The following is a 13,709-nucleotide window of genomic DNA, read 5'->3' as shown; positions in this document are numbered from 1 at the left end:
ATTCTGAGAAGCAGAATCCTGGTGCAGAGTCCAGGCGGATTCACGACGCTCATGGAGGTCGCCGATGACCGCAGCCAGCACCCTGAAGACCCCGCTTCCGCTCTCCCCGGCGCCCCCGGCCGCCTCGGCTCCCGCTGCTCCGGCGGCGGTACGGGTGCCGCCGGGGAAGAAGCCGTTGCCCGCCGGCCGCCCCCGGGAGTGGTACGTCTCCCACAACCGCCGGCTCAAGGCGATGCGCATAGCCGTCGCCCTGCTCGACTCCGGCGTCTACACCCCGGCACAGGCCCGCAACCGCACGATACGGCGCACGGCGGCCCGCATCGGCGTCCACCCGCCGTCCAACACGACGTGCGGCCTGGTGCGTTCACTGCTGCCCTGACAGTGTGCGGGGGCGGGGCAGGGCCTCGGCGGTGCCGGTCCGCGCAGTAAGGGCGGCACCCGGCCGTCAGCCCTCCCGGCTCCCGCCCCGCTCGCGCCACTCGGCGACGACGTCTTCCACGTCGTAGGGCGCCAGATTGAGCGGCGGGCCGGACATGGGACGGCGGATCGCCTCGCGGATCTTGTCGTTGATCTGCGTGACGATCCGCCGGACCTGACGCTCCGTGGGGGCGCGGAGGGCCGCGGCGAGCGCGTCCTGCGCCTCCTTGCGCAGGGCGAGGGTGGGCGGCAGGTGGGACAGGCCCTCCTCGCGCATCTTCCGCTTCAGCCACCATGTCTCGTCGTAGGGTGCGTCCGCGTCGCGCAGGGGCTTGCCCGCGCCGGGGAGACCGGCGAAGGCGCCGCGCTCCTCGGCCTCGCGGATCTGCCTGTCGGCCCACGACTCGAAGGTGACTCCCGGCGGTTTCCGTTCGGTCATGAGTCCATTGTCCCCCGGCCCCGGCGATGCCGACAGGCCGCGCCGGGGCCACCGGGCGCAGCGGGCGCCGGCGGGTTCCGCACGGGGCCGCCCCGCCCCCGGACGACGAGCGCGGGAGACGGTCGCGCGGACCTCGCCCCCGCTTTTCTGACGGCATGTCAAGTCAATCCTGCGGCAGTACAGTTGAGAGGTGAGCGCGGTCGCTTCCCGCCACAGCCCACCCGAGGAAGGGAAGTCTGTGAGCAGTCTCAACAAGGGACTCAGCAAAGTCGACGTTGCACTCAAGTGGGACCCGAGTCCCCTCGGTGCGCCGGTGCACGATCTCGACATCATCGCCGGCACGTACACGGCCGACGACCCCTACGGAGAACCCGCGTACCTCGTCCACTTCGACAGCCGCGCCCCCGACGGCACCATCATCCTCAACCGGGACAGCCGCACGGGCCAGGGCTTCGGCGCCGACGAGGAGATGACCCTGGAGCTGGAGCGGCTTGCCTCCTCCTACGTGCGTGTCGTCGTGGGCGTGGCCGTCCAGCAGGGCGGGGGCCGCAAGACGTTCCGCGACATACCGAACACCTCCGTCTCGGTCTCCGAGGGCTACACGGCGCTGGCGGAGGACGACTTCGCCGGCGTCGCGGACGCCACGGCCGCCACCGTCGCGGAGTTCACCCGGACCGACTCGGGTGCGTGGGAATTCCGCGCGGACGTGCGCGGGTTCGACACCGAGCCGGAGACCTTCGCGTCCGTGATGGGCGGGAAGCGCTCCTGACCCCCCGGGCGCGTCCCCCGTGCGGACGCGCCCGCCGCAAGGCGTTCCGGGGGCCGCACAGCATCCCGGGCCGCACGTGCGCGCGTTCCTGCGTCCGTACGTGCGGCCCTGCCCCCGACGCACGCCGCCGGTCCCGGGACGCGCTCCGCTCCTGGGACAGACTTGCGCAATGACCGAGTCCCAGGGGCCCCGCACTCAACTGACCGGCCGGACAGCCTGGGCGAACCTTCAGGGGCCGCTGCGCCGCTTCCTGCGCACGGAGACCGGCAGCGCCGGGGTACTCCTGGCGGCCTCGCTCGCTGCGCTCGTCTGGGCCAACACCGACCCGGGCTCGTACGAGCGCCTGTGGGCCGCACATCTGTATCTGGGTGTGGCGGACGGGCAGATCTCGCTGGAGCTGCACGAGTGGGTCAACAGCGGTCTGATGACGTTCTTCTTCTTCGTCGTCGGGCTCGAGGCGCGGCGCGAGTTCGACATGGGCGATCTGCGGGAGCGCCGCCGCGTGACCCTGCCGGCCCTCGCCGGTGTCGGCGCGATGATCGTCCCGGTCGGCCTGTATCTCGCGATCAACGCCGGGCAGCCCTCCGCTCAGGGCTGGGGCACGGCGATGTCGACGGACACGGCCTTCGCCCTGGGCATGCTCGCCCTGGTCGGGCCGCGCTTCCCACGGCGGCTGCGGGCTTTCGTACTGACCTTCACCATCGCCGACGACGCCGTCGCCCTCGTGGTGATCGCCCTCGTGTACAGCGAAGAGATCGACGGCGGGCCGCTGTTGAGCGCCTTGGGCGTCCTCGCCGCGGTGCTGGCGGTCCGTGCCGCGGGGGTCTCCTCCGGGACCGTCTACGCCGTGCTGGGCGTCGCCCTGTGGGTGGCGTTGCTGGAGTCCGGTGTCGACCCGGTCGTCACCGGACTGCTGCTGGGGCTGCTGACGTACGCCTATCCAGCCGCCCGGGACGATCTGGAGCGGGCGAGCGGCCTGTTCAGACTCTTCCGCGAGCAGCCCACCGGGGAACTGGCCCGCACCGTGCGGGTGGGACTGCGTTCGGCCATCTCCCCGAACGAACGGCTTCTGGAGGTGTTCCACCCCTGGGCGGGCTATGTGGTCGTGCCGCTGTTCGCCCTGGCCAACGTGGGCGTGCACTTCACCTCGGAGTTGCTCTCCCGCGCCTTCACCTCGCCCTTGACCCTCGGCATCCTCGTGGCCTTCCTCGTGGGCAAGCCTCTGGGGCTCCTCGGGTTCTCCTGGCTGGTGACCCGTCTCAGCAACGGCCGGCTCCGCCCTCCCGTGGGCTGGGTCGCGGCCGCGGGCGGCGGGACGATCGCCGGCATCGGCTTCACCGTCTCGCTGCTGATCGCCGGAAAGGCTTTCGAGGGAGAGGAGTTGGAGGAGGCGAAGGTCGGAGTGCTCAGCGCCGCGGTGTGCGCGTCCGCCGTGACCTGGGCCCTGGCCCGGGCGGCGGCGCGACTGCCGCACAATGTGAAGGGACGGGCCATGCTGGGCACCTCCGACCCGGTCGTCGACCTCACCGCCGTGGTCGACGACGAGCGCGACCACGTGCGCGGTCCCGAGGACGCGGCCGTCACGGTCCTGGAGTACGGCGACTACCAGTGCCCCTACTGCGGCGGCGCCGAGCCCGTCATCCGTGACCTGCTGCTCGGTGAGGACGACGTCCGCCACGTCTGGCGTCATCTGCCGCTGACCGATGTGCACCCGCAGGCGCAGCTGGCCGCGGAGGCAGCCGAGGCAGCCGCCGCTCAGGGCGCCTTCTGGGCGATGCACGAATGGATGCTGGAGCACCAGGACGACCTGCGCGTGACGGAGCTGACACGGCAGGCGGAGCTGATCGGGCTGGACACCGACCGCTTCCGGGAGGCCCTGCGCGCCCAGTCCGGCGCGGACCGTATCGCCGAGGACCTCGCCTCCGCCGAGGAGAGCGGTGCATCCGGCACGCCCACGTTCTTCATCAACGGCCGCTGGCACCGGGGCGCCTACGACCGCGAGAGCCTGCACCGGGCCGTGCGGGCGGCCAGGGTACGGGCCCACCTGGGGCACTGAGGCGTGTTACGGAACGTACCGGGACGAACGCCGCATACGCTCGGCACGTCAAGCGCCCGGAGAGACCGAAGCTGGGAGAGAACGTGCACCGAGACGACCTGCCCGCACCGCCGACGGGCCTGCTCCTCACCCACTTCCTCACCGTGCGGGACGTGGCCCGCTCCCGCGCGTTCTACGCGGACGTCCTGGGCGGCACGGTGGTGCTGGAGGAGAACCCGTGCATCGTCGCCCTCGCCAACGGCTGGATCATCATGAATCCCGGCGGCGGCCCCACCCCCGACAAGCCGGGGGTGACGCTGCGCCCGCCCGAGGACCCCGCCACCGCGTCGGCCTTCCTCAACATCCGCGTGGCCGACATCGCGGAGTGCCACCGCGAATGGAGCGCCCGGGGCGCCGAGTTCCTCACCCCGCCCATCGACCGCAAGGCCGAACTGCGCTGCTACGTACGGGATCCCGACGGCTACCTCATCGAGGTGGGGCAGGCGACGGGGATGCTGGAGGGCGTGTTCGCCGACCCTCCCGCCCCGGCGGAACGGTGACGGCCCGGGCGGTAACAGCCCGGGCCGTAACAGCCGGGCGGCGGGACGCCGTTGTCAGACACCGCTCCCGCCGCTCCCGCCTCCGGCACCTCCGCCTCCCGCACGCCCGAGTCCCGTTCCCGGCCGCAGGTTCCACCGGTCGGACCTGCCGCTGAGCCGGGTCGCCGTCAGCGGTTCCACGTCCACCCGCCACAGGCCCCGCGCCGGTGCGTCCAGGGCGCACACCACCGCTGCCCGTACGACATCCGGTTCCACGACGGCCACCACCGGCCCGGAGCCCTCAGCCAGTTCAGCCAGCCACCGCGCAGTCCGGGCCACCAACTGCCCCACGGACTCACCGCCGTGCGGCGCGCTGCCGGGGTCGGACAGCCACCGGGCGACGCCCTCCGGTTCGCGGGCCGTGACCTCCTCCAGGGTCCGTCCCCGCCAGCGGCCCATGGCACAGCCCGCGGCGGCGCCCGCGGTGGCCACGTCCCGCAGGCCCAGAGCCCGGGCCGTCTGCGCGCAGCGCTCGGAGGGCGAGGCGAAATTGCGTGCGCCGGCCGGCAGTTCGCCCGCGGCGGACCGTGCCGTCCGCTCCCCCGCCGGTGTCAGCGGCCCGCCGTCCTCGAAGCGGACCTCGTCGAGTGCCTCACTGCGGGCGGGCGAGATCAAAGTCACTCGGGTGGTCATCAGCCTCTCCTGGACCCGTGAACGGCCACGTTCCGTACGGGAGTTGGTCACTGCTCGGCTCCTGCGGCCCGCCGTGCGGCCTTGGCCCGGCAGGTGGTGTCGCGATACCTTCCGCTGGTATCGACGACGGCAGGGCGGAAGCCGGTGAGATCCCGGCGCGGTCGCGCCACTGTATGCCCCCTTCGGTCCGCTGCCGTGCGCAGCGTACGGGCGGGGCGAGTCAGACCCGCTGTGCCGTCACGGGCTCCACCGACAGGGACGCGAGTTCCCACCAGGAGGTCTTTGCCATGGCACAGTCCATCGCCCCGCCGAACACCGGCACCGCAGTCCCGGCAACGCTGCCGGTGAAGGCGATCCTGCCGTGGGCGTTCTTCTTCGGACTCGTGATGCTGGTCATGCTCTACTTCGTCGGCGCCGAGCAGGGAGCCACCTCCCTCTTCGCGGGCACCGGCGTGCACGAGTGGGTCCACGACGGACGCCACCTGCTCGGCTTCCCCTGCCACTGAGCGCGGGGGGATACACACCATGAACTCCGCCACTGTGAGAACCCTCCTCGTGCGCGGCATGCTCGCCGGTCTCGTCGCCGGCGTGTTCGCCCTCGCGGTCGCCTGGTCGCTGGGCGAACCGCACATCGACGCCGCCATCGCCTACGAGGAGGCCCAGGCACACGAACACGCAAGCGGGCACGGGCACGAGGAGGAGGCGGTCGTCAGCCGCTCCACGCAGTCGACGGCCGGACTGGCCACGGGCGTCCTGGTCTACGGCGTGGCCGTGGGCGGTATCGCCGCGCTGGCCTTCAGCTTCGCCCTGGGGCGGGTGGGCCGTTTCGGCCCGCGTGCCACGGCGGCGCTGCTGGCGGGCGCCGCCTTCGTGAGCGTCTACCTCGTGCCGTTCCTGAAGTACCCCGCCAACCCGCCGTCCGTGGGCGACCCCGCCAGCCTCGACCAACGCACCGCTCTGTTCTTCCTCATGGTGCTGCTGAGCGTGCTGCTGGCGGTCGCCGCCACGATCGCGGGCAGACGCATGGCGTCGCGGCTGGGCAACTGGAACGCGAGCGTCGCCGCCGGGCTCGGCTTCGCCGCCGCCGTCGGCCTCGCCTACGCCTTCCTGCCCTCCCTCAGTGAACTCCCCGAGGGCTTCCCGGGGATGCTGCTGTGGCGGTTCAGGATCTCGACGCTCGCGGTCCAGCTCGTACTGTGGGCCGCGTTCGGCCTGACCTTCGGTCATCTCGCCGAGCGAGCGCTGGGGTCCAGGACACGGCGCGGTTCGCAGGAGCCCGCCGCGGCGGCGCCCGCCGGCACGCCGTAGCCGTACAGCCCGTCCCCTCACCGCTGCCGTGCGGTCCGTCGAACGGGCCGCACGGCAGCGGCCGTCGGTGTTCCCGCACGGCGGCGGTGTCACGGAGAACGGCGGACGCCGCGGCGGAGTGCCAACGCCGGGGGAAGCCCGATGCCCCCGCAGGCCAGGTGTTCACCTTCGACGGCCGGCATGCCGTTGACCGGGACACCCTCTACCGCCTCTACCGCGCGATCGGTGAGGCCGCCAACAGGCCCGGTGGATACTCCGGCTGGAACCTGGACTCTCCGCACGACTGTCCGAGAGGCGGCCGGGGTGCGACCACTCCGTTCACCGTGCACTGGGACTCCTCGGCCGGGGCTCTTCTGCCGGCGGCAGAACACCGGCCCGGCCGGGCTCGGCGATCACTACTGTCCAGGCTCATGACGACAGTTACAACGCGCACGATCGAATACGCGGCCGACGGCCTGACGATGACCGGGCACCTCGCGCTCCCGGCCGGTGCCGACTGCCGGCCCGCGGTCCTGGTCGGGCCCGAGGGGGTGGGGCTCAGCGACGTCGAGCGCCGCCGGGCCGATGCGCTCGCCGAGCTGGGATACGTGGCGCTGGCCTTCGACCTCCACGGCGGGCGCTACTTGGGCGACCCGGAGGAGATGTTGGCCCGTTGCAAGCCGCTGCTCGCCGACCCCGGCCGGATGCGAGGCATCGGCCACGCGGCGCTCGACGTGCTCCGCGCCGAGCCGCGGACCGCCCCGGGACGGATCGCCGCCGTCGGCTACGGCACCGGGGGCGCAATCGCGCTGGAACTCGGGCGCGACGGCGTCGACCTGCGCGCGATCGCGACAGTCAACGGACTGATCACGGGCCGACCGGGCGAGACGGCGCGCATTCACTGCCCGGTGTGGGCCGGGGTCGGGTCGGAAGACCCGATCATGCCGCCCGCGCAACGGGACGCATTCACCGCCGAGATGCAGGCTGCGGGCGTCGACTGGCGCCTCGTGGTCTACGGTGGCGCCTTGCACGCCTTCCATCACCCACCGGTCGACCACAGCGCGCTTCCCGGGGTCGGTCATCACCCTCAGCACGCGCGGCGAGCTTGGCGGGACGTCGTCGACCTGCTCGCCGAGTGCCTGCCCATAGCGGAGTGACCCGGGCAGACTTAGGGATTTGTTCACAGGCTCTGACAGCTCTTGCTTCAGGGCATCGCCCTGGGGAACGTCATTCGGACTCCTGCGGACGGCGGCGTACGGGGATGCCGAGATGGAGGGCTGGTCGCCGAGCTCGGCGCTGGGTCTCGTCGCGCTTCGCGCGGAGGTGAGCGAGGGTGAGGTCGGTTCCCTCGATCTCACCGACCCGGCCTTCGGCCCCGGCCCGCGTCCTGCGTCGCAGAAGGAGCGATGACCAGCATCGCGATGACCTCGCCACAGGGCCGCCGGTACTGGCGGATGCTCAGGTGGGCTCGCACGTTCCTCGTTGCGGACGCCGGAGTGCCGCAGCGTCTCCACCGCTGCCCGGTCCCAGAAGGCGGTTTCCTCCCCGACGGCGATGTGGACCATCTCTCCGCCGTCGTTGTAACGCGGACGCGGCGGGACCGGAGGTGCGGACAACTGTGCACCCACCGGCGGCGCGGCGGGACCGTCCGTACGGGTCGCTGCGGTGTGGCGGACACCGCCTGAGGTCCGGGGCGGCCCAAGCTGCACATGGAGACTCACCGCCTCGCCGGGGCCGCGCACGGACGTACGCGAGCACGTGCACGCACCACGTAACGCACGCGGTACGCACGTACGGCCAGGGCGTCCGGGCCCTCGTCCGGGGCCGGGCACACCGTGAACGGGGCGACGCCCGGCATCGGTGGCACCGGCCGGCCGGGAGACAGCCGACGAACACAGGAGAGGGACCATGCCACTGCCCGCCCAGCCCGCCCAGTCCGCCCCGCACGGTGAGGGCCTGCCGCCCGAGGCCAACCCCGCCGACCCCCGCTTCTGGCAGCTCCCGCACGAGCAGCGCCTGGAAGCCTTCGCGACGCTGCGCCGCCGACGGGAGCCCGTCTTCTGCTCCCCCCCGCCGCACACCTGGCGCCGGGGGCAGCCACAGGGCTTCTACGCGCTGGTCCGGCACGAGGACGTGCGCGAGGCCAGCCGCAACCCCGCCGTCTTCGCCAGCGCCCCCGGAGTCACCACGCCGCAGCCCGCGCGCTGGGTACAGACACTCTTCGGGAAATCCATGGTCAACCTCGACGGACGGGAACACGCCCAGCTCCGGAAGATCGTCTCGCGGGCCTTCAGCCCCCGGCTGCTCGCCGACGCCGAGAAGAACATCGAGGAGGTGGCCGCCCGGGTCGTCGAGGACGCGCTGAGGCAGCCCTCCCGCGAGTTCGTGACGGCCGTTGCCTCCCGCGTGCCCTTCGAAGTGGTGTGCGACATGATGGGCATCCCCGAACGGCACCGTCCGCGCATTCTCGACCAGCTCAACGACGCCTCGGAGAACATCGGCGTACGGCGGGGCGCGGGCGCGAAGTTCCGCATCCCCGGAAAAGGGCTGCGCGCCCTGGCCCGTATGCACGTCATGATCGCCACGCTCGCCCGCGAACGACGACGGCGGCCCACCAACGACCTCGTCTCCGCCCTCGTCAGCGCCGACGTGGACGGCCAGTGCCTGGGAAACCGCCAACTGGGCGCGTTCTTCACGCTGCTGATGGTCGCGGGTGTGGAGACCACCCGCAACGCCATCTCGCACGGTCTCGCGCTGCTCAGCGCCCACCCGGAGCAACGCGCCCTGTGGGCGGGCGACTTCGAGACGTACGCGGAGACGGCCGTGGACGAGATCGTGCGGTGCTCCACGCCCATCATCCAGTTCAAGCGCACGCTGACATGCGACCACGCCGTGGGCGGACGGACGCTGCGCCAGGGCGAGACCGTGGCGCTCTTCTACGCGTCCGCCAACCGCGACGAGGCCGTCTTCACCGAACCCGGCACCTTCGACATCACCCGCAGCCCCAACCCGCACCTCGGCTACGGCGGCGGCGGGCCGCACTACTGCCTCGGTGCGCACCTCGCCCGGCAGGAGCTGAAGGCGCTCTTCAAGGTGCTTCTCAGCGAGGACATCGGGATGCGCGCGGCGGGACAGCCGGAGTTCGTGCCCTCCAACTTCGACAACCGCATCCGCTCGCTGCCCTTCACCGCCGGCCGTGGCACCGGCCTGCACACGGGTGGCAGCACCGGCGCCTACGAGGACGGGCCGCAGGTCCCGGTGGCCTCCGAAACCGAGGTGACCGCCGGCGGCGCGTGAGTGCACCGCGTCGGGCCCGCGTGCCGGGGGAGCCGTCCCTCCTCCGGCACGTGCCGGGCGGCGGGGCGGAAGCGGGCGGCGAAGGGGGCGTGCAAAAAGCTCCGGGTGGTGAATTCGGGGTCACGGGGTTCCGGCAGGCGCGGTTCTGCCCCGCGCACCACCACTCGGCACGCCGGAAAGAGGCATCACAGGGCTGTTCCCGGCACCGGTCCGCCGTACGATGAATCCCATGACTGTGGTGGTGTTTCTTCTCGCGCTCGGCATCACGTGCCGCATCACCCGATTCATAGCGAAGGACACGCTCGCCGCCGGATTCCGGTCCTGGACGGCCGAACGGTTCGGCGACGACTCCAAATTGGCCTATGTCGTCACCTGCAGCTGGTGCACCAGCATCTGGGTGGCCGCCGCCGTTGTTCCCGTAGCCCATCTGACCGGGCACACGGTCGCCTTCCAGACCGTCGCGATGGTTCTTTCCCTGTCCTATCTCTGCGGTGTCGCGTCCAACTGGCTCGACTGACCAGCACGGAAACACCGGCTTCCGAACAGGGCAGAAATTCCACGGGTGTCGGGAACCGCCGGCCCGGGGACAATGATTCCGGGAAGCGGGGAGGCAACCCACCCCCACGGTACACGGCAGCATTCCGCCGCTCCTCCCAAGTCAGCCGCCGGGAACGCGGCGCGGGACCGGCGGACCACGAGCCCCATTACGACGAGGGCCACGGCATCGGCGGGTTCTCCGGCCGACTACAGCAGGCCCGGGCCCCAAGGAGGAAGACACGATGGGATGCAATTGCGGCGGACGTTCCCGCCGGACCGTCACCGTGTACCGGCTGATTCTGCCGAACGGGGGCACCCGCGACTACGCGACCCTGCAGGAGGCCCACGCCGCAAAGAGGCGCCTGGGGAACGGCGGAAGGATAGTGGCCGTCAACCAGTGAGCGCCGAGGTGGAGTTGACACTCCCGGCCCCACCCTCCGGATCACGGACCCCGCACACGGGCCACTGACCGGACACCGACACCGGGCAATAGACAACCGGAGAAGCTCGCAGACTCCCGCCGGCGTGCAGCACCGCTGCACGCCGGCTGCCTGTGCGGCCGGACAGGGCGCCCGCAAGGTAACCGTCCCCACCGCCACTCCCCCGCTTGAGCGCGCCTTGCCCGTCCGCGCCCTCCGCCCCTCCGCGCCGCTTCCGCAGGGCCGCCCTCAAGTCCTCCGGCTCCGCTCCGGGCCCCACGCATTCCGACGCAAGCACTCATTCCATATGATTACTTTGCTGAATCGATGCCTTCTATCGGGGTCTTCCTGATTCCGTCCGCGGGGGCGCAGAAGAGGCGCGAACTGGCAGCGCCCCGGACATTCCGAATACGCCCCCGCTCGCGAACGTAACGCTTGACGGGAAGAAGAAGGCGCGGCGGGACCGTCTTCACGAAGTGTGACTCCGGCTCGCAAGCCAGGGGAAGTTCAAGCGCTCCGTACAAACGGAGACGGCAACGGCCGAGTTGTTCCCGCACACAGCTGTGACAGCTGGCGACCGGCCACCGGGAGGGGCGCACTCGCGACGCACATTGAGGGCTCGCGGGGCGTACAAAGAATTTTCAAGAGTCCCGCACTCACGCTGAGTTCAGCGTTCCCTGGGAGCGCCTCCTGCGGACTTGGCTGAAACAGAGCAGGATTGAGAGCGGTCCGGTCACGTTCAGGACATTCGAGAGCGTGCGCCGGTGGCGTCGGGGTCTGCATGGATTCGCGCCCCGCACTCCCCAATGCGCTCCGCCAACCGGGGGTTTTCGGGTCCACTCGTCTGGCCCAAAAGCCGATCACTGACGCTTACTTGAAACACCGTCAGGTGAGCGCTGACTCCTCCGTCTTCCACCGAACTCCGCGGGACGCAGGCATCCACGTGGTGTCGACCGACTCCGCGGAATTCAGTCGGCGGCCGAAGCAGACCCTGCTCGTGCCCGGTCGCACCGGGAGGGAGAACGTGCTCACTTCCGCCCCGTGATTCCCGTGAAAGGCGTCTCACAATGGCCAGTTCGACCACCTCGATAACCTCGGCACCGGACCCGTCAACCTGCGGTGAGACCGTCACCTTCACCGCTGTGGTGAGCCCGGTACCTCCGGAAACAGCAACCCCGACCGGCACCGTCACCTTCATCATCAGTGACGACGGACCCGCCGTGGTCGTCCCGCTCGACGGCGCCGGCCAGGCCCAGATGACCATCGACGACCTGAGCGTCGGCGTTCACACGGCCATCGCCGTCTACAGCGGCGACGGAACCTTCGATCCCTCCTCATCCCCGCTCGACACCCACACCGTCCAGGCTGCGACCAGCACCACCGTGGTCACGGCCGACCCGAACCCCTCGGTGTGCGGCGAATCCGTCGAGATCTGCGCGGTGGTCACCATCAACCCGCCCGGAGGGGGCATCCCGACCGGCACGGTCACCTTCACCAGCCCCGGTGGACTCAACGAGCCAGTCGTACTGGACGGCACGGGCGAAGCCTGCTTCACCTCCACAACCCTCATCACGGAAACGGTGACCGCCACCTACAGCGGGGACGACTGCGCCGGCGGATCGGCCGACACCGTCGACATCACCGTCAACCCGGCAGACACCACGACTTCGGTGACGGCCGACCCGAACCCCTCGGTGTGCGGCGAATCCGTCGAAGTCTGCGCCGTCGTCACCACCAACGCACCCGGCACCGGAATCCCCACCGGCACCGTCACCTTCACCAGCCCCGGCGGACTCAACCAAACCGTCCCACTCGACGGCACCGGCGAAGCCTGCCTCACCACCACAACCCTCACCACCGAAACGGTCACCGCCACCTACAACGGCGATTCCTGCCGCAACAGCTCGATCGACACCGTCGCAGTCACCGTCAACCCCGCAGACACCACGACTTCGGTGACGGCCGACCCGAACCCCTCGGTGTGTGGCGAGTCGGTCGAAGTCTGCGCCGTCGTCACCACCAACGCACCCGGCACCGGAATCCCCACCGGCACCGTCACCTTCACCAGCCCCGGCGGACTCAACCAAACCGTCCCACTCGACGGCACCGGCGAAGCCTGCCTCACCACCACAACCCTCACCACCGAAACGGTCACCGCCACCTACGACGGCGACCCCTGCCGCAACAGCTCGATCGACACCGTCGCAGTCACCGTCAACCCCGCAGACACCACCACCGTCGTCACCGCCGACCCCGACCCTTCCGTCTGCGGAGAATCCGTCGAGGTCTGCGCGGTGGTCACCACCAACGCACCCGGATCGGGAATCCCCACCGGCACGGTCACCTTCACCGGGCCGGGCGGACTCAACCAGACCGTTGCACTCGACGGCACCGGCGAAGCCTGCCTCACCACCACGACGCTCGCCACCGGCACCATCACCGCCACCTACAACGGCGACCCCTGCCGCAACAGCTCGATCGACACCGTGGCGGTGACCGTCAACCCGGCGGCAACGACAACCGTCGTGACCGCTGACCCCGACCCGTCGGTGTGTGGCGAGTCGGTCGAGGTCTGCGCGGTGGTCACCATCGACGCACCCGGATCGGGAATCCCCACGGGCACGGTCACCTTCACCGGGCCGGGCGGACTCAACCAGACCGTCGCACTGGACGGCACCGGCGAAGCCTGCCTCACCTCCACAACCCTCGCCACGGGGACAGTGACAGCCGTCTACAACGGCGACGCATGCGCCTCCACTTCGACAGGCACCACCGACATCACCGTCAACCCCGCAGCCACCACCACCGTCGTCACCGCTGACCCCGACCCGTCGGTGTGCGGGGAAACGGTCGAGGTCTGCGCGGTGGTCACCATCGACGCACCCGGCTCCGGAATCCCCACCGGCACCGTCACCTTCACCGGGCCGGGCGGACTCAACCAGACCGTCGCACTCGACGGCACCGGCGAAGCCTGCCTCACCACCACAACCCTCACCACCGGCACCATCACCGCCGTCTACAACGGCGACGCATGCGCCTCCACTTCGACAGGCACCACCGACATCACCGTCAACCCCGCAGCCACCACCACCGTCGTCACCGCCGACCCCGACCCCTCCGTCTGCGGAGAATCCGTCGAAGTCTGCGCCGTCGTCACCACCAACGCACCCGGCACCGGAACACCCACCGGCACCGTCACCTTCACCGGACCCGGCGGACTCAACCAAACCGTCGCACTCGACGGCACCGGCGAAGCCTGCCTCACCACCACAACCCT

14 protein-coding genes are annotated in these 13,709 nt (G+C 70.8%); 12 read left to right on the top strand and 2 right to left on the bottom strand.

Annotation, left to right across the window (positions count from 1 at the left end):
* The first annotated feature begins 64 nt into the window (after positions 1 to 64).
* Positions 65 to 379, top strand: a complete 315-nt coding sequence (locus tag H343_RS0110860; protein ID WP_028431152.1) for a hypothetical protein — start codon at positions 65 to 67, stop codon at positions 377 to 379.
* 66 nt (positions 380 to 445) lie between these two features.
* Here the strand turns inward: H343_RS0110860 and H343_RS0110855 are convergent, their stop codons facing one another.
* A complete protein-coding gene (locus H343_RS0110855; RefSeq protein ID WP_028431151.1) occupies positions 446 to 856 on the bottom strand; it encodes a DnaJ family domain-containing protein in 411 nt (136 codons plus the stop codon).
* Between the two features lie 238 nt (positions 857 to 1,094).
* Between H343_RS0110855 and H343_RS0110850 the strand changes: the two genes are divergently transcribed.
* The 3 genes from H343_RS0110850 to H343_RS0110840 all read left to right on the top strand — a co-directional run bounded on the left by H343_RS0110850 (position 1,095) and on the right by H343_RS0110840 (position 4,220).
* Positions 1,095 to 1,625: a TerD family protein gene (locus H343_RS0110850; protein ID WP_028431150.1), complete on the top strand. Its 531-nt coding sequence runs from the start codon at positions 1,095 to 1,097 to the stop codon at positions 1,623 to 1,625.
* Between the two features lie 169 nt (positions 1,626 to 1,794).
* Positions 1,795 to 3,681, top strand: a complete 1,887-nt coding sequence (nhaA, locus tag H343_RS0110845) for a Na+/H+ antiporter NhaA (protein ID WP_028431149.1) — start codon at positions 1,795 to 1,797, stop codon at positions 3,679 to 3,681.
* 83 nt (positions 3,682 to 3,764) lie between these two features.
* Complete coding sequence (locus H343_RS0110840; protein ID WP_028431148.1) at positions 3,765 to 4,220, top strand: VOC family protein; 456 nt, start codon at positions 3,765 to 3,767, stop codon at positions 4,218 to 4,220.
* Between the two features lie 54 nt (positions 4,221 to 4,274).
* On the opposite strand, the gene H343_RS0110835 is transcribed toward H343_RS0110840, so the two are convergent.
* Positions 4,275 to 4,892 (bottom strand): histidine phosphatase family protein, encoded by a 618-nt coding sequence (locus H343_RS0110835; protein WP_028431147.1) that lies wholly within the window; start codon positions 4,890 to 4,892, stop codon positions 4,275 to 4,277.
* A 287-nt stretch (positions 4,893 to 5,179) separates the two neighbouring features.
* On the opposite strand from H343_RS0110835, the gene H343_RS0110830 reads away from it, so the two are divergent.
* The 8 genes from H343_RS0110830 to H343_RS30095 form a co-directional block, all read left to right on the top strand.
* Entirely contained in the window at positions 5,180 to 5,398 is a 219-nt protein-coding gene (locus tag H343_RS0110830; RefSeq protein ID WP_028431146.1) for a CbtB domain-containing protein, read from the top strand.
* A 19-nt stretch (positions 5,399 to 5,417) separates the two neighbouring features.
* The gene (locus H343_RS0110825) at positions 5,418 to 6,200 is read left to right on the top strand and encodes a CbtA family protein (RefSeq protein ID WP_028431145.1); all 783 of its coding nucleotides are present in this window, start codon (positions 5,418 to 5,420) and stop codon (positions 6,198 to 6,200) included.
* A gap of 410 nt (positions 6,201 to 6,610) precedes the next feature.
* On the top strand, positions 6,611 to 7,336 hold the full coding sequence (locus H343_RS34155; protein WP_028431144.1) for a dienelactone hydrolase family protein: 726 nt from the start codon (positions 6,611 to 6,613) through the stop codon (positions 7,334 to 7,336).
* Between the two features lie 112 nt (positions 7,337 to 7,448).
* Complete coding sequence (locus H343_RS35540) at positions 7,449 to 7,589, top strand: hypothetical protein (RefSeq protein WP_199778911.1); 141 nt, start codon at positions 7,449 to 7,451, stop codon at positions 7,587 to 7,589.
* Positions 7,590 to 8,087: 498 nt separating this feature from the next.
* A complete protein-coding gene (locus tag H343_RS30100; RefSeq protein ID WP_078505403.1) occupies positions 8,088 to 9,476 on the top strand; it encodes a cytochrome P450 in 1,389 nt (462 codons plus the stop codon).
* Positions 9,477 to 9,705: 229 nt separating this feature from the next.
* Positions 9,706 to 9,993, top strand: a complete 288-nt coding sequence (locus H343_RS0110800) for a hypothetical protein (RefSeq protein WP_037903418.1) — start codon at positions 9,706 to 9,708, stop codon at positions 9,991 to 9,993.
* Between the two features lie 262 nt (positions 9,994 to 10,255).
* Complete coding sequence (locus H343_RS35875) at positions 10,256 to 10,414, top strand: DUF7196 family protein (protein WP_486586860.1); 159 nt, start codon at positions 10,256 to 10,258, stop codon at positions 10,412 to 10,414.
* Between the two features lie 1,085 nt (positions 10,415 to 11,499).
* Positions 11,500 to 13,709 (top strand): Ig-like domain-containing protein (locus H343_RS30095; RefSeq protein WP_037903416.1); only part of this gene is annotated, 2,210 nt, incomplete at its 3' end.

The organism is Streptomyces sp. TAA204 (genome assembly GCF_000424965.1).
Note: the sequence above shows the minus strand (reverse complement) of the source record. Positions and strands in the feature narration are given on the sequence as shown.

Bases quoted from the DNA above. Each gene is read 5' to 3' on its own strand.
- H343_RS35875 (WP_486586860.1), top strand. From the start codon at position 10,256: ATGGGATGCAATTGCGGCGGACGTTCCCGCCGGACCGTCACCGTGTAC.
- H343_RS35540 (WP_199778911.1), top strand. From the start codon at position 7,449: ATGGAGGGCTGGTCGCCGAGCTCGGCGCTGGGTCTCGTCGCGCTTCGC.
- H343_RS0110835 (WP_028431147.1), bottom strand. From the start codon at position 4,892: ATGACCACCCGAGTGACTTTGATCTCGCCCGCCCGCAGTGAGGCACTC.
- H343_RS0110830 (WP_028431146.1), top strand. From the start codon at position 5,180: ATGGCACAGTCCATCGCCCCGCCGAACACCGGCACCGCAGTCCCGGCA.
- H343_RS0110855 (WP_028431151.1), bottom strand. From the start codon at position 856: ATGACCGAACGGAAACCGCCGGGAGTCACCTTCGAGTCGTGGGCCGAC.
- H343_RS0110825 (WP_028431145.1), top strand. From the start codon at position 5,418: ATGAACTCCGCCACTGTGAGAACCCTCCTCGTGCGCGGCATGCTCGCC.
- H343_RS0110800 (WP_037903418.1), top strand. From the start codon at position 9,706: ATGACTGTGGTGGTGTTTCTTCTCGCGCTCGGCATCACGTGCCGCATC.
- nhaA (WP_028431149.1), top strand. From the start codon at position 1,795: ATGACCGAGTCCCAGGGGCCCCGCACTCAACTGACCGGCCGGACAGCC.
- H343_RS0110860 (WP_028431152.1), top strand. From the start codon at position 65: ATGACCGCAGCCAGCACCCTGAAGACCCCGCTTCCGCTCTCCCCGGCG.
- H343_RS30100 (WP_078505403.1), top strand. From the start codon at position 8,088: ATGCCACTGCCCGCCCAGCCCGCCCAGTCCGCCCCGCACGGTGAGGGC.
- H343_RS34155 (WP_028431144.1), top strand. From the start codon at position 6,611: ATGACGACAGTTACAACGCGCACGATCGAATACGCGGCCGACGGCCTG.